The 19,691-nt window shown below is 45.1% G+C and carries 16 protein-coding genes and 2 pseudogenes; 5 read left to right on the top strand and 13 right to left on the bottom strand.

Going from position 1 to position 19,691, the window contains the following annotated elements; all coding sequences use genetic code 11:
- Positions 1–188: 188 nt before the first annotated feature.
- The gene (locus tag ASV53_RS13410; RefSeq protein WP_062692462.1) at positions 189–989 is read right to left on the bottom strand and encodes a TetR/AcrR family transcriptional regulator; all 801 of its coding nucleotides are present in this window, start codon (positions 987–989) and stop codon (positions 189–191) included.
- A gap of 274 nt (positions 990–1,263) precedes the next feature.
- On the opposite strand from ASV53_RS13410, the gene yidA reads away from it, so the two are divergent.
- A complete protein-coding gene (gene yidA, locus ASV53_RS13405) occupies positions 1,264–2,073 on the top strand; it encodes a sugar-phosphatase (RefSeq protein ID WP_094957437.1) in 810 nt (269 codons plus the stop codon).
- 106 nt (positions 2,074–2,179) lie between these two features.
- Here yidA and ASV53_RS13400 read toward each other — a convergent pair whose 3' ends face one another.
- The gene (locus ASV53_RS13400) at positions 2,180–2,860 is read right to left on the bottom strand and encodes a Crp/Fnr family transcriptional regulator (RefSeq protein ID WP_094957436.1); all 681 of its coding nucleotides are present in this window, start codon (positions 2,858–2,860) and stop codon (positions 2,180–2,182) included.
- A gap of 208 nt (positions 2,861–3,068) precedes the next feature.
- On the opposite strand from ASV53_RS13400, the gene ASV53_RS13395 reads away from it, so the two are divergent.
- Positions 3,069–3,872, top strand: coding sequence for a class I SAM-dependent methyltransferase (locus tag ASV53_RS13395; RefSeq protein WP_094957435.1), 804 nt, complete (start codon positions 3,069–3,071; stop codon positions 3,870–3,872).
- A gap of 139 nt (positions 3,873–4,011) precedes the next feature.
- A complete protein-coding gene (locus tag ASV53_RS13390) occupies positions 4,012–4,227 on the top strand; it encodes a hypothetical protein (protein WP_062692681.1) in 216 nt (71 codons plus the stop codon).
- Positions 4,228–4,440: 213 nt separating this feature from the next.
- Here ASV53_RS13390 and ASV53_RS13385 read toward each other — a convergent pair whose 3' ends face one another.
- Both ASV53_RS13385 and ASV53_RS13380 read right to left on the bottom strand, forming a co-directional pair.
- Positions 4,441–5,613 carry a HEAT repeat domain-containing protein gene (locus ASV53_RS13385; RefSeq protein WP_094957434.1) on the bottom strand — a complete coding sequence of 391 codons (1,173 nt, stop codon included), beginning with the start codon at positions 5,611–5,613 and terminating at the stop codon, positions 4,441–4,443.
- 7 nt (positions 5,614–5,620) lie between these two features.
- Entirely contained in the window at positions 5,621–6,943 is a 1,323-nt protein-coding gene (locus tag ASV53_RS13380) for an anaerobic sulfatase maturase (protein WP_094957433.1), read from the bottom strand.
- Between the two features lie 272 nt (positions 6,944–7,215).
- Between ASV53_RS13380 and ASV53_RS13375 the strand changes: the two genes are divergently transcribed.
- Together ASV53_RS13375 and ASV53_RS13370 are read left to right on the top strand one after the other, a co-directional pair.
- A complete protein-coding gene (locus ASV53_RS13375; protein ID WP_425415982.1) occupies positions 7,216–7,932 on the top strand; it encodes a formylglycine-generating enzyme family protein in 717 nt (238 codons plus the stop codon).
- A 152-nt stretch (positions 7,933–8,084) separates the two neighbouring features.
- Complete coding sequence (locus ASV53_RS13370; protein ID WP_094957431.1) at positions 8,085–9,068, top strand: HAD family hydrolase; 984 nt, start codon at positions 8,085–8,087, stop codon at positions 9,066–9,068.
- Positions 9,069–9,151: 83 nt separating this feature from the next.
- Here ASV53_RS13370 and ASV53_RS13365 read toward each other — a convergent pair whose 3' ends face one another.
- The 9 genes and pseudogenes from ASV53_RS13365 to ASV53_RS13330 form a co-directional block, all read right to left on the bottom strand.
- Positions 9,152–10,060, bottom strand: a complete 909-nt coding sequence (locus ASV53_RS13365; RefSeq protein ID WP_062692457.1) for a LysR family transcriptional regulator — start codon at positions 10,058–10,060, stop codon at positions 9,152–9,154.
- Between the two features lie 124 nt (positions 10,061–10,184).
- Positions 10,185–11,549 (bottom strand): BatD family protein, encoded by a 1,365-nt coding sequence (locus ASV53_RS13360; RefSeq protein WP_094957430.1) that lies wholly within the window; start codon positions 11,547–11,549, stop codon positions 10,185–10,187.
- Complete coding sequence (locus ASV53_RS13355; RefSeq protein ID WP_094957429.1) at positions 11,533–13,347, bottom strand: vWA domain-containing protein; 1,815 nt, start codon at positions 13,345–13,347, stop codon at positions 11,533–11,535. Before ASV53_RS13355 ends, ASV53_RS13360 begins: the two co-directional genes overlap by 17 nt.
- Positions 13,340–14,470: a vWA domain-containing protein gene (locus ASV53_RS13350; protein WP_094957428.1), complete on the bottom strand. Its 1,131-nt coding sequence runs from the start codon at positions 14,468–14,470 to the stop codon at positions 13,340–13,342. Before ASV53_RS13350 ends, ASV53_RS13355 begins: the two co-directional genes overlap by 8 nt.
- Entirely contained in the window at positions 14,467–15,087 is a 621-nt protein-coding gene (locus tag ASV53_RS13345) for a DUF4381 domain-containing protein (protein WP_094957427.1), read from the bottom strand. Before ASV53_RS13345 ends, ASV53_RS13350 begins: the two co-directional genes overlap by 4 nt.
- Complete coding sequence (locus ASV53_RS13340; RefSeq protein ID WP_094957426.1) at positions 15,087–16,115, bottom strand: DUF58 domain-containing protein; 1,029 nt, start codon at positions 16,113–16,115, stop codon at positions 15,087–15,089. Before ASV53_RS13340 ends, ASV53_RS13345 begins: the two co-directional genes overlap by 1 nt.
- A gap of 9 nt (positions 16,116–16,124) precedes the next feature.
- Positions 16,125–16,472 (bottom strand): annotated as a pseudogene (locus ASV53_RS26485) (AAA family ATPase); the annotation flags it as partial.
- A 117-nt stretch (positions 16,473–16,589) separates the two neighbouring features.
- Positions 16,590–17,171 (bottom strand): annotated as a pseudogene (locus ASV53_RS26480) (AAA family ATPase); the annotation flags it as partial.
- Positions 17,172–17,270: 99 nt separating this feature from the next.
- Positions 17,271–19,622, bottom strand: a complete 2,352-nt coding sequence (locus ASV53_RS13330) for a tetratricopeptide repeat protein (protein ID WP_094957424.1) — start codon at positions 19,620–19,622, stop codon at positions 17,271–17,273.
- Positions 19,623–19,691: the final 69 nt, after the last annotated feature.

Below are 19,691 nucleotides of genomic sequence, written 5' to 3'. Positions count from 1 at the left end.
TAGATAAGGGAAGAAGTGTCTAGCGCAGTAAGTAAACTCTCTAAATACCCGTAAAATCAGGTGAGTACCTGCGTGAAAATATACACAAAGAAAAGACGAATAAAGCCGAAGGAAAAGATGATAAGCAGAACAACAAGTGAACTCAACGCACAAAATAAGACACTTTAAAAGTAATTAAATACAGAGCGTTACCGTTTTAGCGTCGCAATATAAGCCACTTCATCACTAAATATATCTTCTTCAATATGTTGCCAGACTTGCTGATAGTCGTGTTCAGAAGACAAGGGTAACCAGCCCATACCATCCAGCATAATGTTGATGTTCATTAGAATAGATTGAGACTGTAAAATACGAGCAACGCAGCTACTATTTGCAGCATTATTGATTAAAGCGTTCGAGCCAAAGGCCATCGACCAGTTTGCAAAAATAATACTGTCGGTTGTCATCCCCTCTGGTAATGTCAGATCATGACTTGATAAACCACGAGCAAAAATCGCATCGGTAATCGCAACCAATTCTTCTTCTAAACGGTTAATATACGCTAAGCGTTCTGGTGAGGTTTTTTCAATGACCCATGGCGTACGTGACGTCAGTACACACATAGATAAGATAGGCTCTATACGGGCAAATAGATGATAGGCTACATGCATCGCGACCACTTTTTCTCTGCTTAACCCATCATAAGTTTGTGCACGACGAAACAGGGAGATTTCATGTAGTAATGCTTGGCTACCCAAGGCAGAAATAACGTCTTCTTTACTGGTAAAATGATTATAAATCGTGCCTTTAGAGTAAGGACTCGCCGCCGCGATTTTATCCATCGTCAGATTAGCAAAGCCTTCTTCTACGACTAACGCTTTCGCTATTACCAACAATTCATATTCACGATCTTCAATGGCTTGTTGTTTCTTCGTCAGCGTAGTCGAACGGTTGTCCGTGAGTTTACAGAACAACTTTTTCCCACCTTTACAACCAGTTACACCAAACATAACACCTCCACTCTACATCCATTTTAAGCTATAACACTACAAAAATTATTCGTATTCGTGCGCAGTAAAGAATATCACGTATTAATCAGCTGAAAGCAATATATTGACTTTTCGTCATTATTTACCAAATCAAGCACATCTGATCATGGATGATCAAGTAGATCTGCATCAATGCATTGTGTAATGGACCATCATTTCGCTTATAAATCTGTCGAGCTGATCACAAACTTCCGCTAGAATGGCAGCTCAAAAATTTCACGGTTGGAAAGCACACATGTATAAATTGGTTGCATTAGATATGGATGGCACACTCCTTAATAGTCATGGGGAGATCTCGCCAAGAACCCAAGACGCTATCGCCAAAGCGCGCAGCATGGGAGTACATGTCGTTCTTGCTTCTGGCCGACCATTGGAAGGCATGACAAAAGCATTAGCTGATTTAAGTATGACCAGCGACGATGACTACGTACTTAGCTACAATGCCTCAATGGTACAACGCGTTGCCAGCCAAACCGTTATTCGTAGCCAAATTCTAAAAGGTAGCGATGCTAAAAATATTGCCAGCCTTAGCCGAGATCTCGGTGTACACGTTCACGCCTTTTCACGCCGTTTTGGTTTAATAACACCAGAGAACAACGATTTTACTCGTCATGAAGCTGAAATTAATGGCCTAACGATCACTGAGCTTGATTTTGCGGAACTGGATAACAATGAAGACATCATGAAAGTAATGATGATTGATGAACCAGAGCGCTTATCAGCCGCGATAGCTCAGCTACCTTCGATGCTGCACGAACAGTACACTATCGTACAAAGCGCCCCGTTCTTTTTAGAGTTTCTTAACCCGAAAAGTAACAAAGGCGCAGGTGTTGGCATGTTAGCCGAACACTTGGGTATTGATGCGAGTGAAGTGATTTGCATGGGCGATGCAGGTAATGATAAACACATGCTGGAATACGCAGGTTTAGGAGTTGCTATGGCCAATGCGACCGACGATATTAAAGCCATTGCTGATCACATCACAGATAGCAACAACGACGATGGTGTTGCCAAAGTGATTGAAGAATTTATTCTTAATCGCTAAGTAATCAACGCCCTATTACTGTCATGTAAATAATAAAAAGAGCCATTTCGGCTCTTTTATACCCCCCCCCTCACCTAAGCAAAAAACAACCAATTAGCTCATCTTATTATTGAAGGCTAAATATGTCGGGGGTTAAATCAACAAACTCACACAAAGCGGGAATATCAAGCAAGACAATATGATTCCCTGACTCACTGATAAAGCCCTCTGTTTTTAACTTTTTAATTGATCGGGAAAGTGTCTCTGGTGTCATTCCTAGCTGGGTTGCCAGCAGCTTCTTGGTTACAGGAATAAGCACCCTTCTATCTTGTTTTTGCTGCAGTCGGTATATTTCTGCTAGCCTCATCACTAGCCTCTGGTTCGCATTCACTTGAGTTAAAATATTAACGGTATCCATAAGATGGTAAATACGATTGCTCATATAGGTCATTACTCTTACCGATACCTCAGGGGTGCAAGTGAAAATACGCAAAGTATTGGCGTAATCGAAAGAGAATAGCTCTGTATCCTGTTCAACACGGGCACTCATTGGATAAACCCTAGGATTCATAAACATTGCCATTTCAGCAATTAACTCCCCAGCCATAAACACCTTAAATAGCTTTTCGTCACCATTAGGCATAAGACGAAACAAAGACACCTTTCCCTTGCTGACCAAATACATACTTTTAGCTTCTTCACCTTGATTGAAAAGCTGATCACCAGCATTGAAGTGCACACGCCTACACTCCGAAAAAAGCTGCTTTTTCCCGTCTTCGTTTAACAGCGAGATAATGGAATCAGGCACTGGTTTTCCTTAGCTTGATAATAATCAAGCAGTGAATGTAAGCTAAACAGATAAGATGTAAATAATAATCATTACTGACAAGTATGCAATAAATACGCATCAATAAAGGAGCTATGATGGAAGGCATCAGCATAGGTTTCAGATTAATTACTCTGATCGCTCTCTTCGCCTTATTTGTACCTGTCACTCTCTTTACTTAGGAGCTGCTATGTCTGAAAAAGTTTTAATGCCAAATGAAAACCGTGAAATATCTAAAACTCCCGGCCATTGGGTATTGGCTCAGTTGGGCAAAAAGGTATTACGCCCCGGAGGTAAAGAACTAACGCAAAAAATGCTAAAAGGTTTAAATATTACCGCTAACGACAACGTCGTCGAATTTGCCCCAGGAATGGGCTATACCGCTCGTCTCTGCCTATTACAGTCGCCAAAAACGTATACAGCTATCGAGCAAAATGAGCAAGCCGCAGCTATTGTGCGCGCTTACCTTAATGGAGAGTCGCAAACTTGCCGTGTAGGGAATGCACAAAATACAGGCCTAGATAATGCAGTCGCAACTGTCGTTTATGGTGAAGCGATGCTAACCATGCAGTCTGATACGCGTAAGAATGAAATAATTGCAGAAGCAGGGCGCATTCTAGCCGCTGGTGGACGCTACGCTATCCATGAACTTTGCATTACTCCTGATGGTATTAATGATGACAACAAGCGCTTGATCCAAAAAGAAGTGACCGAGGCTATTCAGCACCCTGCGAAGCCAATAACACCATCTGAGTGGAAAAAGCTGATGCAAGATAATGGCTTTGAAATAGAGTTTGAGGCAATTGCTCCCATGCATCTACTTGAGCCAAAAAGAATGATTGGTGATGAAGGTTTTTGGGGATTTTTTAAAATTGCAAAAAACATATTAACCAAGCCAAAAGCAAGAAAACGAGTTCTCGGTATGCGTAAAGTGTTCCGTAAGCACAACAAAAATTTATCGGCCATTACACTCGTTGCAAAGAAAAAAAGTTAGTGACCATATTTTCCCCATGAGATCCCACCAAAAAACAAAGGTAAGTGACCTAAATCTAATTATTCGTATTATTGGCTGTCACCTATAATTTTATAGGCGTACTGTGGATATTCTAAAATACGAATTATCAGAGGTGATTATGAGTTTGTTTTATGTAGATAAAAATGCACAAGATAATGGCGATCATGAAGTTCATACAGCAACTTGTACTCACAGTCCTGGTATAGAAAACTGTGACCCTCTTGGCTACCATACCGCATGTAGCACCGCCTTAAATGCCGCCAAGAAAATATATCCACAATCTAATGGCTGCTACTACTGTTCATATTCGAGTTACTCATCTGTAGATAAATAATAGTTCCGATAAAAACCGTGAAAAAGGCAAGGCACCACAAAGTTAGCATCACTGCATTTAACTTGCCGAAGCAGAGTTAACAAAGGTCAAATGTAATACTGCTATTGTGGAAATTGGTCTGGCTATATTTAAGCAATACGTAACTAAATAACCGAAAATAAAACAAAGGGGATATTTTAATATCCCCCATTAGCTATGATTAGAGCCAAGTGCTTATTTCACATCACCTATCTTCGCTTTTAATTGAGCGATGACATAATCTGGCGCAATCTTTCCTAGTTCATCTAAACACTGTTCTGTCTTATCATTTGCAGTGCGAACATAAATATCGCACACCGCATATAGCTGCTCTGGTGCACCTGAAATCAAGTAAGCTTGTTCAAATGATTTCACCGACTTATCTATATCTAATGGCTCTTGTAACACACCATTTAAATACCAAAAATAGCTATTAGTTTGTGCCATATTCGCGGCAATTTCGATCGCATTCGCCGCTTTAGCTTTCTGCTCTAAGCGTACTAAGGTTAGTGCTTGTGAGTAATACAAGTTGGACTCATTTGGCTGAAGAACAATCGCTTTATCCAACGCCACAAGAGCTTGCTCATCTTTACCTTGGGCGCGTAAATTATCAGCTACACTCAACCAAACCTGAGCATTTTTGGGATTGGCTTTGATCAAGGTCTCATACAGCGACTGCGCTTGATCCCACTCTTGATGCCAGCGGTAAACATCAGCTAATAACAAAGCTGACTTTAGATTCAACTGTACATTCTCAGACGTACTTTCTTGTATATCTTCTTGTATATGGCCTTTTACATTAGCTTGAGCGCTAAGAAATACCACCAGCTCTTGATAGGCAGATTCAATAGTGTGTTGTTGCTTTGGTGACATGTTGCCAAAATCACGGATTAAATTGGTTGTAGCTGTCACTCTGACCTGCTGGTTTGGATCGGTTAACAATGGCTCCAGCATTCGCCAGCGATTAGTAAATTGGTAAGGTTCCGCCGCAATAACAGCAGCTTCTCTCACTGCCTCGCTGTCATCTTGCAAACCTCGCACCACGGCAACAAGACTGTTTTGGCTCGGGTATGGTGCCAGCTGGCGTAAAGCATTGGCTCTTACTTGCGCACTCTGGCGTTTATCTTGCGCGGTATACACCCACTGTTGTACTTGCTCGGGGCTAATATTATCCACTGAATTTTGCGCTGATGATGACTGAGTATGCTCATCATCAGTAAATGTCGTCGTATCAGGCTGAACCAATACGTTATGTTCAGCTTGATTAGATGCACCGCTATCTGTGTTTATAGTAAATGTGTTCGCCGCATACACAGGTGTCGTCATCAGCGCCAACGTAGTCAATACTGTTAAGAGTTTCTTCATCATATTGATCCTAAAACTTGGTTGGAAATGCGTGCACACGCCTAGCTTGTAGCGCCATCACTTCATCGCTGTATTTACCATGTGCGACTGGGTTCCCCGTCATACGCAACACATACGCCATTGCCTTGTCTGCATGGCTAAAGAATTTATGCCACCCCGCACATAAATAGTTAAGCCCCGGCTCCCCTTCTTTGGTGCGAATGAAACGATTTTTCGGACACTCACCATGACAAGCAAATTTATAATCACATTGCTGACATTGCGTCGTCAAAGTTCGGGATTTCGCAAAACCAAACTTTTGCTGTTCAGGGGAATACGCCATCTCATCAAGCTTCTGATGATGAATATTGCCAACTTTATACTCAGGGTAAACGTAGTGGTCGCAGGTAAAGACATCGCCATTGGGCTCCATCGCCAACCCTTTGCCGCAGATCTCACCTAGCGTGCATAAGGGGTTCTTGCGACCCATCCAAGTCTCCACACTGGCTTCAAAGTATTGAACAAAGACTTTACCCAGATCCTTCGTTACCCACTCATCAAACACCGCAATCAAAAAGTCACCCCATGCATCAGCAGACACACACCAAGGTTCAACTACAGAGGCTTTGTGGTACGGGTTTAATCGGGCATCGCCTTGCGTTAACTGATCTTGTGGCTGCCATTTTTGCGGCGCTGTCGTACGAAATGTTTTTTGCTCAACAATCGGAATAAACTGCATTTGTGGCGACTTCACCACATCACGCAAAAAGCGGTAAACCTCTAGTGGGTTTTGGCTGGTTAAGTTATTCACACAGGTTAAAGTCGCAAAGTTGACCTTGTACTTGTGTAATAGCTCAACCGCTTTCATCACTTGCTTAAACGTACCGCGCCCAGCTTTGTTGGTACGATAGGTGTTATGCAGTAGCTCGGGTCCATCAATACTTAATCCAATTAAGAAATTATTGTCAGCCAAAAACGCACACCACTCATCGTTAAGTAAGGTGCCATTAGTTTGCAAATCATTTGAAATTTTCACGCCTGTTGGCTGATATTTCTTCTGGAATGCGACTATTTTCTGAAAGTATTCCAACCCGAGCATCGTCGGCTCACCACCTTGCCACGAGAAGATGATTTCAGGGGTGTTTTGCCCTTCGATGTATTGTCGAATGTAAGTTTCTAATGTGTCGTCATCCATTTTTGGCGAACAGCCTTTTTTGTACTCCAGCAAATCCTGTTTGCTCAAGTAATAGCAGTAAGTGCAATCAATATTACAAGCAGCACCTATGGGCTTTGCCATCACGTGCAAACGCTTGGACGCCTTACCGTTAAACTGTGGACCTTGAGTGACTAACATATCTCACCTTTCGAGCGACAAACTAAGAGTGACCATAATAAAACCTGCCCTGCGCTATAGCTTGTTATACCCCTTATAACCAATGGGAATGGGAAGATTGCCTACAATGGATGCTCGCTTGATTAGGTTTTGGCTCAGCTCAACATGGCCTCAATGTAATCTCGGCTTAGCTTCGATTTGGAGATACATCCATGTTTGCATTAGGTTCTAAATACTCTCTCGCGGCCATTGCGATAAGCGCAGTTACTCTAACTGGCTTATTTGCCTGCACCATGTCAACAACACCTCACCCTATCGCACAGCAAATTGATAGCAACATGGTGCGAGTCGAAGGCGGTAGCTTTGTCATGGGCTCAAATCAGCCAAATGCCAGTAAAGCAGAAAGCCCAGCAAGAGACGTTACGGTAGATAACTTCTACATATCAAAATTCGAAGTGACTCAAGCGTTGTTTGAATCTGTGATGGGATCATCACTGAGCTACTTTAAAGCGCCCGACATTCCAGTAAATAACCTCAGTTGGCAGCAAGCCAATTTCTTTATTGAGCAACTCAACGAACTCACAGGCGAAAATTACCGTTTACCCACCGAAGCCGAATGGGAATTTGCAGCAATCGGTGGCAACAAGAGCCAAGGTTTTACTTATAGTGGTTCGAATAACCTTGATGACGTCGCCTGGTATGCGGCCAATGCAAATAACAAAGCGCACCCCATTGGTCAGAAACAACCCAACGAGCTTGGGTTATACGACATGACAGGTAATGTCGGTGAATTTGTTATCGACGCCTTTGACGACACCTTTTACCGTTATGGCCCTACCGAAAATCCCAATAATGCCAAAGATGAAAAGGCAGGTTTAGCCCACAAATCTGTTCGTGGTGGTAGCTTCGCCTATGACCCTGATGAATCAGAGAATTTCCGTCGCGACTTTGCCAGTCAGTCTATAATTATGTCCGATATGGGGCTTAGGTTGGCTAAAGACGCTAATTAAGATCGAGTAAACTCGAGAAGCGACGTTTAATGCCACCTATGGGGTCTTAGAGTACCTGTCTATGGTTAGGGAGAGGATTAATCACGCTGTTCTCATTTACGTTTCACCTCAATGTATTGCATCAATACACTCCAATTTAGGTAAATAATAATATGAACAAAAAACATATCTGTACCCTCGCAGTCTTATCAGGCCTATCTTTCTCAACCATGGCGATGGATTGCGACCCTAACCAGCTACCATCGTGGAAAGATGGTGACAGTAAGGCTGCAATTGTAACCTTTGTTGAACAATCCACAGACACGTCAAAAGATACCTTTGTTCCTGTCGCAGACCGCATTGCGGTATTTGACAACGACGGTACCTTGTGGTCAGAAAAGCCCTATTATTTCCAACTGGCTTTCGCGCTTGATCAAGTCAAAGCAATGGCAAAAGATCACCCAGAATGGAAAACACAGGCACCGTTTAAGTTCGTACTAGCCAATGACATTGAAAGCGTATTTGCAGGCGGCGAAGAAGCACTGCTTGAGATCGTCAAAGTCACTCATAGTGGTATGGCGGTTGAGGAATACCAACAAACTGTCGACCAATGGCTAACCACAGCGAAAGATAAGCGATTCAACAAAGCCTATACTGAGCTTACCTACAAGCCAATGCGTGAAATGCTCACTTACTTACAAGCGAATGATTTTAAAACGTATATTGTGTCAGGCGGTGGCGTAGACTTTATGCGAGCATGGGCACCAGAGGTGTACAATATTCCAGCAGAACAAATCATTGGCAGTGCCCTTAAATATCAATACGCATACAATAATGGTCAACCAACCATTACCAAAATGGGTGAGATCCTCACTATTGATGATAAAGGTGGCAAGCCTGAAAACATCCAGCATATTATAGGTAAAAAGCCTGTACTCGCCGTCGGTAACTCAGACGGTGACCACGCGATGATGCAATGGGCGACCAGCCAACCCAATTCTATGGCGATGATTGTGCACCACACTGACGAAGCACGTGAATGGAAATATGACCGTAAGTCCAGTGTTGGGCAACTAGACAAAGCAATGGATGAAGCCAATACCCGCGACAACTGGCATCTTATTGATATGAAAAATGAATGGTGCACCGTGTACTAAGCTCTTCAGCCAACACACTAAGAGCTCCTTACTTTGAGGAGCTCTTAAAGCAAAGAATACCAATCGTCAGGTTCTAGTCTCCGCTAACTTTTCTTTATGACTTTCCCCGCTTGCTTCACTTGATTCCTCAGCCACTTATGGGCACTTTCACTGGTCCGGCTCGGGTGCCAAATCGCACATAAGTCATAAACCTTATCGGTAAATGGCAGCGGAATGCCTTTTACATCATAAGTATTTTCAAATGCCTTAATGGTCGATTCTGGCAACATACCTATGTACTCACTATTGTGGATCACAGGTAACATTTCCACTACACCGGGTGCTCGATACTTAATCTCTCGTTTATCAAGGTCTGCGATATCTTCATCGTTCAAGATACTTTTCCTACTGTGCCAACGAGACACCACTACGTGCTGTTCTTTTAAAAACTGTTCAGGTGTGATGGAATCTTTGATACGCGGATGTTGTGCACTACATACCACCAATAAGCGCTCTGAAAGAATCGGCTCTACTTTTAATACTGTTCGGCCTCGAGGGGCTAAATCAACGATCAGATCATAGCGTTGTAACCGTAAATCACTTTCAAAATCTTCAGTAAACAACGGGTGCACTTCAATAGAAATATGCGGCGCTTGTTCGTGGATCTGTTTCATTAATTGCGGCATCAATTCATAACTCGCAGCCGAGACACATGCAACTGAAAAAATACGATTTGAGACTTTAGGATCAAATGCCCGTGAAGCTGATAAGGTCGAACTAAAATTTTTAAATGCAGCAGACATCGCGGGGTAAATATCGCGGGCAAACGTGGTTGGCTCAACACCTGAAGTATTACGATGAAACAACGGATCATCATAGATCTCACGCAAGCGTTTCAGTGCTTTACTGACGGCAGGCTGAGTAATATCCATCCGCTTGGCGGCGCGCGATAGATTTTGCTCTTCAAAGATAGCAACAAAAATGGGGATTAAATTGAGTTCAGTACTTTTCATTCTTCCTGCTGATAAAGCAAAACCCATTAAGCATGATGAAGCAAGCTTAATGGGTTGAATACATGTAATTCGAGTGTAGGAAATCCCACGAAACGGGGCGAGTGTTATTGCTCAATAGTTTGAGCTAAAGTTCGTTTTTAGTGTTTATTGTCTCTAATGCAGGTAACGCTTTAGGCAAAGAGCAGCCTTTTATTGTCACCTTCTTTATTTTTAACCACACACGGATAAATCCTGCACGACTTAGCTTGGCTTGCTGCAACCGCTGACTCAATGACTGCCACGATGATGAGGCTTGATACTGATGCAATTCTAGCTGTTGAGTTTGTCCTCGCAGTTTTCGGTATACCAATACGCGTGCGGTGGCCCAGCTTTTCGTTTTTAGTGCGCGGCTAAAGACTAACCATTGTGGCGTAGGTCGGGTACGGTAATAACGCACTAGCATCCGCATCAAGATATAGCTGGTCACCAGCAAAGCAAGCACGGTAAACAAAACAGGGCCGTAAAGCGATAGCCAAGAGCCCACGGTGTGTTTAACTGTAAAATGACGCCCTTCAAGTGTCAGTGTCTCAAGCTGCTGCGTTTTCGTGTTCCACCACTGTAACTTCAGGTTTGGAAAGTATAGATCGCCTCCTTTTTGCAGTACGTACACCACCTCTTCTGTTCGTGATGACTGATAATTTCCCCGTGACTGGCTATCGGCTAATGCATTGGGCTGCGGGTAGCGATGATAACTATCACTCGGCTCATGATTCTCTGTCGCGGCTAGCAAGGGAGGAAGCAACACCGATAAAGTATCTGTACCTGTCAGCGTCACGCTGCGCGTAATGCTATCGCCGACTTTTAGCTCGCCCTGTTCACGCGATACTTGCCATTGCTCGGTCGCGGTTAACGCACTGGCTGCAACCCATGCCTGGTCTCCACTTAATAAACCAGACGGTAAACTGGCCTTAAATGCCAATGGCGGTGTGGATAAATTCGCTTGTATGTTCTTGCCATTTGGCGCTGAAACTTGAGCTGTCACACTCGTCGGTGGAATATGAAATTGTCCCGACACCTGTGGATATAAGGTAATTTCCCAGCGTTGAACAGACCAGGTTTGTCCATCACGACGCTGGGTATAATTGGTCGCTAACGGATTACGTTGCTTAACAATGACATTAGGGATTTCAATATTGCCTATCCGTGTACCACCGGTTAACCAACGTGGGGTCGAGACTTCAACCACCATGACGATCTGTTCACTAACCGCATACACTGCTTCTTTCTGATCAAGTGTTCTTTCATCACTGGCGGTATTACTATGCTTTGTACTTTGAGTAGCTTTGGCATTTTTATCAGCCCCTTCAAGCCAAGCATTCACACTCACCAAGTTTTTCATCTCAGCCCGATCAGACTTAGGGGTGATGCCACTTTCAGCGGCCATAACAGGTTGTAAAAACAATAAGATAAGACTGAGTAAGATCCACTTCGGCTTATTCGTTGGGTTCATCAGAGCCTCCTTGTGAGGTAGCAGAGCCAAGTTTGCCCTGAGCCGCCATTTGCTCTATACGCTGTAACTGGAATTTGGCGCGCAAAAAGTATTTAGGATCAGCCTCTACCCGTCGCAGCCATTTATCGGCCAGTTCATCACTCCCGAGAATTTCATTGGCATTGAGCATCTCTCGTACCATCATTTCTGAACTCACTTGCTCTTCTGCCCCTTCGGCAGTTTGTGGCTTATCACCAAGTTCAAACGATTCTTCAGGGCCATCGGTCGTGCCTGCTTGACTTTCACTGGTGCGGTTAATTTCTTCAACAATGCCTTTAATTACTTGGTAATTATGATCCGCTTGCTGACGAATAGGTTCGGTTTGCGCATGCTGCGCCAGTTGTAAGAACATGTCGCGTGCCGCGAGATATTCTCGCTGACGAGCCAACGCATTCGCGGCATTGAATAACCCTAATTCACGTTGTGCAGAACGCGTGTTATCAAGTGCCTCGCTACCCGTCTTTCCTACTTCCTGACTAACAACTGCTGGGCTTTGCTTACCCACTTGTAAAAAGGCACTGTGCGCCAACTGATATTCAGCGCCATAGTAATACGCCACGCCTTTGCGTAAGGGATCAGTAAAGTGCTGCGCCGCTTTGACATACTCTTGCTGGTTAAAATAAAGCTGTCCTTGCTGATCTGGCGTTAACCACATATCGAGCCACCATGCCGACACACGGTCAAATACTGTGACCGTGTCGGTTTCTGCCGCAATTTCTTCTGCCGTTGGTGCCGCTTTCGTGTGAACACTTTGTGCTGACACAGGCGCCGAAAATGTCACGGGGAAAAGCACTGCCGCCACCAAGCACCATTGAACCAGCCACCCTTTACGAAACCACAACAGCAAAATAAAGGTGATAGGAAACAACACGTAATAGCCCATGTCTTTCCATGGCATTGCAGGTTCATTATTGAGCTGCATGTGTCGCTCAACATAACGATTCAAGGTTTGTACATCACTGGCATCAACCGAAACCTCGACCAATTTTCCCTCAGTACTGTCTGCCAATTGGTTTAAAGATTTCAAATCAAAAGGCTGATGACTCACCACATCCGAGTTCCCCATCGCCAGCACTAATAACTGGTGAGGGCTATTTGCAAAATAAGCACTAAAAGCGTCGATCGTGGTGGGGTTTGCACCGTCGGTAATTAATAAAACCGACCCCGCTAATTCGTTACCCAACAAGCTAGAGATAAGCGGTAAGGCTTGCTCGGCAGATTTACCAGACTCCGGCATAATGCTCGGATCAATCGCCGCTAGAAATGGTGTAAACACATCGCTATCCTGGGTGGGTGGCATCGCCGTATGGGCAGAACCGCTATACACCACTAACCCTGTTTTACCGCCTTGCCTTAGCGCCAACAGGTCACGGACCTTTTGCTTAGCGCGCTCTAGACGGCTTGGCGCTACATCTTTTTCTAACATGGACTCGCTGGCATCCATCACCACCAGCATGGTCGCTTTGTCTTCACCAAAAGGGGACGCTTCACGCTGCCAACTCGGGCCTGTACATACTAAAATCGCCAGCACCATCAACAGAGTCAGCACTTTTAGCGGAAATTGTTTTTTCCAACCTTTCTCACCAATCGTCAGCGCGTCACGTAAATGCTTTGGCAACACCTGCTGCCATGTTGATGCATCATCAAGCTGCCAGCGCCAATAAACCGTGACTGCCAAGGGAATAAACGCGAGTAACCACCAAGGGCGAATAAAGTGAAAAGCGGTCAGCACTTGCTGCCAAAACAAAGAATCAGTCATGATCACTACCTCCTACTGTTGCAGCTGCTCGCTCTCGCTGTTTCGTCACCACCCTTCGTTTTAAGGTCAATATGAAGAAAGTCAGTAAATAGATCACCACAACCGCACTGATCAAGTAATGGTGAATCGTCTGTTTAGGCCGATAGGTTGTCGCTTCATAAAGTGCAGGTTCTAGCTCACCGATAGTGGCATAGGCTTGTTCCAGCTCAGACTGATTCAAGGCTTGAAAAGATTGACCACCAGACAAGGCAGCAACACGTTTAATTGTATTCATATCTAACGCCTGCTCACCAACGGTTGCGGGATCTCCCATGGAGACCATGTGAATGCGTACACCTTTCGCCCCTGCCACTTTGGCCGCTTCTATAGGCTCAACAAAGCTGCCTGTGTCGTTGCCATCTGTCAGCACAATCGCCACTTTTTCTCTCTCAGGTTGGCTAGGGTCTTGGTCTTGGTCTTGGTCTTGGTCTTGGATATAAGCCTGATCAAAGACTTTAATCGCCAAACCAATCGCATCCCCCAAGTGCGTACTTTGCCCTGCCATCGCAACATCTGTTTGCTGTAACAGATCCAGCCAAGCTTGCTGATCGGCAGTAAACGGGGTTTGTAAAAACGCAGCGTCACCAAACAAAATTAAACCAAGACGATCCCCTTGACGCGTGTTAGCAAAATCCGTCAACACTTGCTTAGCTGCAGCCAAACGAGAGATACGTTGTCCCGCTTGAATCCCCTTTTCGGGGTTATCTTGAGTCGCAACAAAGTCGGTCTCTGCCATCGAGCCAGATAAATCCACCACCACCATGACATCACGACCAAACTGCTCACGCACCTGAGGCTTACCTAAAATCATTGGCTTAGCCAATGCAGTGATGACCAATAACCAAGATATGATTAAGCTCACTCGTTGCCACCAGCTCGGCGTTAATTGGCTTGCACCTTGGTTGGGTGTTTCTCCCAACACCGCCATTAAGGTGTCAAAAAATGGAATTTTTATTGCCGTTTTCTTGGTGCGATAAGCGGGAATAAACCAATACACCAACAGAGGAAGTGGCAATAACAAGAAGCTGTAGGGGTGAACGAATTCAATCGATGCCCCTAGCCATGCGCTAAATATTGTCATCATTGCGCCCCTTTATTGCTTGCGCTAATTGACTCTGGCTTACGATGAAGCAGCAACCACGTACGGGTATGCTCAATCAACGTCGCTAATTCGGGTTCGGTCAGAGTACGGTGACTCGACAAACTTGCCGCTAACCACTTTTTGCCAAGCTCCCCCTGATACTGAAAATTTGACTGAAAGTCAGACTGAAAATCAGGCTGTAAATCAGGCTGTAAATCAGCATGATGTGCAGGCTTAACCTCAGCATCACCCTTGACGCTGCTCGGCGTTGCCGATGGCAATAAGCTATCAAGTTTTTGTAATAAAGCGTCCCCAAATAATGCCGCATTTTGGGGTTCGAGATAAACCAACACGGCTTTGAGAATGGTTAATAAAGATGTCGCACTTTCGCGGGGTAAGCCAAGATCGAGTGTTGCCAATGCTTGCAAAGCTTCGCGGCGATAGCGGTTTTGCCACCACACTTTGATGCGACGATAGCCCCAGACGAAACAAGCCATCAAGATCACGAGGGCCAGTATCTGCCAGCCTATGGTTTGTGGCCACCACGCCACAGATTCTGGGACAGCCACATCAACAATATCGCGTAAAATATAGGTACTAGGTGGGGTGTGAATGCTCATTAACGCCCTCCCACCGCACGTTTAAATTGTTCGAGATGCAGCCCTTGGGTATCAAGTTCGATCATAGGGAGATGTTGCACCGCCATAAGCTGTAATAGCTGTTGTTTTTTTAATTGATGGTGTTGTTCTAACCCTTGGCGGGCTTTCTCCATCTGTTGGCGATTAGCAAGATTAAATTGATAATCACCGTCCCCCACCACCCAAGGCGTAAACGTGCTGGAGTCTGTAGCTATGTCTGCAGAATGCATAGCCACAAAAGCACTTTCTAAAGGGTCAGCAATGAGTACGCCTAACACATCGTTATGCTTTTGCAGGTGCTTTAAATGAAGAATGTCATCGCTAGTGACGCCAGACCAATCACTCAAAAATATAATGGTGTTATTGCGGCATTTTAATCGACCAAGCAATCGCACCAAGGCCGCCATACCAACATCTGGGCTATCTTGGCGACTGACATCCAAGGCTTGATTAGCTTGAGCTAATTGATTGAGATTAGACAACACGTTAGCTTGCGAACGCTTAGGCATGCTGTATTCGATGTTATCGTGACGACTGATCACAAAACCGACCCGATCGCTGTCTTTCAGCACTCGCCACGCAGTTAAGGCAGCGATTTCAGCAGCGACCACCGATTTCATCATATTAACCGATGAAAAAAACATGCTGCTGCGCTGGTCAACACAAAGGATCACGCTACGATCTTTCTCTTCGGTATAACTTCGTACATGAGGCTTACCCGTTCGCATCGTGACTTTCCAATCAAGGTTACGAATATCATCACCTTGTTGGTAATGACGTAGCTCTTCAAAGTTCAGCCCTCGTCCACGAAACGATGAATGGTGCCGACCCGATAACGCGCTACCCGCTTTACGCTGAGGAAGGAAACTGAACCCATCAACCTGCGCTTGGAGTCTCACTAAGCGTGAGTAATCACAGTAAATTCGCTCATCGAGTTGCTTCGAAGAATGATTTGAGGAGTGCTTTGAAGTGTCACCTTTTCTTCTATCTACCTCATCTTTGAAAGTCATAGTGCCGCCTTAGCCAATAACGACATGATCAAGGAGCTCATTCACCACATCTTGGCGCGTAATGCCATCGGCTAACGCGTCATAGGTCAGCGTAAATCTGTGCCCGAGCACATTGGCAGCAACCGCGCGGATATCATCAGGCTCGACGTATGTTTTACCTTGTAGCCATGCATTGGCGCGCGCACATTTATCTAATGCAATTGAAGCACGAGGACTCGCGCCGACATCAATCCAACGAGCAAGACGAGAGTCAGGGTAACGCTCGGGTTTTCGTGTCGCCATCACAAGGCCCACGATATAACGCTCAATGAGGTCAGACACTTCAACCGTTGGCAGAGCTTGGCGTGCCGCTAAGATATTGGCAGGATCGATAGTACGTACTTGGGTCTGGGTATCAGCGAGACTATCGCCACCGTTTACAGCACTATTCAAAGTACCATTCAAAGCGCTATTCGAAGTGCTATCGGGATTCACCACTTCTTCACTGCGCACTAAACGAATAATCTCGGCTTCTGCATCATCGTCAGGGTAATCAACGGTGACCTTCATGATGAAGCGATCCATCTGCGCTTCTGGCAGTGGATATGTCCCTTCTTGTTCAATTGGGTTTTGGGTCGCCAATACCATGAAAAGCTCGGGTAATTGATGGGTTTTATCCCCGACAGTAATGGTGTTTTCCGCCATCGCTTCAAGCAAGGCCGCTTGCACTTTGGCTGGCGCACGGTTAATTTCATCAGCAAGCACTATGCTGTTAAAAATAGGACCTGGCTGGAAATGTAACTGTGGTTTCCCATCAAGATCTTGATACACCTCAGTGCCAGTGACATCCGAAGGAAGGAGATCTGGGGTAAATTGGATCCGACCAAAATCCGTATTCAAGGCGTTTGCTAAGGATTTCACCGAACGCGTTTTCGCTGTTCCCGGTAGACCTTCCAGCAACACGTGCCCATTGGTGAGTAACCCTATCACCAAAGCCTGAACCACATGGCTTTGCCCTATGACGCTTTTTTCAGTTTGTTGAATTAATTGATTAATAGCTTGCTGTGCGTGGTTCATAACGTGCCCTCGAATGCTCAATGCTTCACTATGTACAACCTACCCTCAAATCCCATAACTATTGGTTATAAAACTCATACTGACTGCGCGACAATTCGATCACTTTACCCGTATGTAACGCTGTAATTGTTGAATTGCTTCAGGCGGTGCAACACCCTCTAACTGGCTGGAACACTGCTCAAACGCTTGTGCTATTTCAGCTTGAGCGATATCACTTTGAACTATTTCACCTTGCGCATAGTTACGTGCCAAGACTTCGCACTCAGCATATAAATGTTGCGGATTGCTTCCGACTTGATACGCCATATGAAGTGCTTTACTCGCAGCCAACACATCCGTTTTCTCTAACGCTAAACCGTATACATACCAATATTGCGGGTTACGTTCGGCGGTTTCCGCGGCCTGCTTAAGGTACTGTGTCGCCTGTTGATGCTTGCTGGCACGTAACAAAGCTAAACCCGCACTGTATGGCAAGGCGCTGGATTTTGGCTGCGCTTTCATTCCTGCCAACAAAGTCGTCAATGCTTTATCTTCATCACCTTGAGCACGGTAGAGATCGGCGAGGTTGGCATAGCTATTTTCAAAATACGGCTCAATCTTAATTGCCTGTTGATAGGATTGAATGGCTTTATCTGTTTGCCCTAAGTCACGATAAACATTCGCCAAATTAGTACGACCAAATCCTCGATCAGCATTAAAACTTTGAATCGCCATATAGTCATCTAACGGTGGTTGCAGCTGTTCACGTTGCGTCGAGTTCATTTGTTGATAGCTCCCCACCAAAGCCGCAGCGGTTTCAGCACGAATAGATAACACGGGATCATCCAACAAAGGTTCAAGGATTTGCCAGCGATCACCAAACGCATACCCGGCTGATCCAGCAATGGCCCCTAACCTGATCAGGTCGCTGTCATGCTTCACCGAGCGCGCTAAAGACACCAAGGTATTCTTGCCTGTATTGCCAGCCATTCGTTCCAAAGCTGAAGCGCGAATAATGTCGCTCAACGAGGCATCTTGCGCGGAATACGCCAGTGCATCAGGTGCACCACGGTGTCCAATCGCATCAGCGTAAAACGCAACGGCAAAGTGTTGCTGGTTACGGTACTTAGAATTCGGGAACCAGCTAGCGATCTGTTTATCGGCCCATTGATCAGTTTGATCTTGATGGCACGACGTACACACATTAGGCGTCTTGATATGTTGGCTGAGATCGGGGCGTGGTACATGCCAGCTGTGATCACGACGAGGATCGACTTGCATGTAAGTCGTTTCAGGCATGTGGCAACTGGTGCATTGCGAGGCTTCGCTATTCGCCTGATGGAAGGTATGTTTTTCTGGCGTGTATTCAGATGCAATATGACATTGGCTACACACTCCTTCTTGAGGGATTTTCAATGTGGCACTGTGTGGATCATGACAGTTGGTACAAGTCACGCCTTTCTCTGCCATTTGTGATTGTAAGAAGGATCCATACACATAATCTTCATCAAATATCTGACCGTCAGGATAATAAAGCTCGGCGGTAATCAGGCTGAGGCGATATTTATCGAGGAATGCACCTTTGACATGATCGGCAGTTTCATTGAGTTGCGTGCGTCGGCTATGACACTGGGCGCAAGTCTGTAGTTGCTGAGTAGGTACTATCTCTTTGGGTTGCAGAGTACTGTGCCCCTCTTGGTAAACCCACTCCTTTACCGCAGTCGACAGATCGCGATCAAAGCCATAATGAAGTTCTGATGAAGTCGGAGTGCCAGCCTGCTGTTTAGCTTGTTGAGCTTGTTGAGCTAACGCAATATGTTTACTGGCAGGGCCATGACAAGCCTCACAGCCGACATTAATTTCAGACCAAGTAGTGGCGTAGGTATTGCTTACTGAATCGTAATTTTTTTTAAGGTTGGTTGAATGGCAATCGGCACACATGAAATTCCAATTCTGACCCGTATTGGTCCAGTAAAATTCATCGGTGGTTGTTAGATCAGGGTAAAGATGAAACCAACGTTGGCCGCCGTCTTCTGAACGTCTTGTGTCCCATGCAAACGGGATAAGCTGCAACCGCCCATCGTCAAACTCCACCATGTACTGCTGGAGAGGCGTCCAACCGAAGGTATAACTGATTTTGTAGTCGTGCCATTTTCCATCGGGTCCTTGAATATTGACCCAATACGCATCGCCCTTTCGGAAAAATCGGTTTGACTCACCTAGGTGAATCACACTGCGATCATCAAAATCACCCAATACAGATTCACTGTCTGCGTGCCGCATTGCCATATCATGGTGTGATCCTTGCCACGCCGCCGCTTCCTCGGTGTGGCAATCAACGCAAGCATCACTGCCCACAAATTGAGCTTGTGTACTTTCAATATTCACTTCTTGCGCCAATAACGGCGCATTCAGCAACACAGCTAAGCTGAGAAAACACAGCCACCCACTTGCCCACTTCCATTGAGCCATAACTTTCCTTGTTATTTTATTCTCTAATCAAAGATAGAAAAGATTCTTCTTTTTAGACAAGCCATTAGC

The organism is Photobacterium sanguinicancri (assembly GCF_002265265.1).
Lineage (GTDB): Bacteria > Pseudomonadota > Gammaproteobacteria > Enterobacterales > Vibrionaceae > Photobacterium > Photobacterium sanguinicancri.
This window is presented reverse-complemented; position numbering and strand designations above follow the sequence as displayed.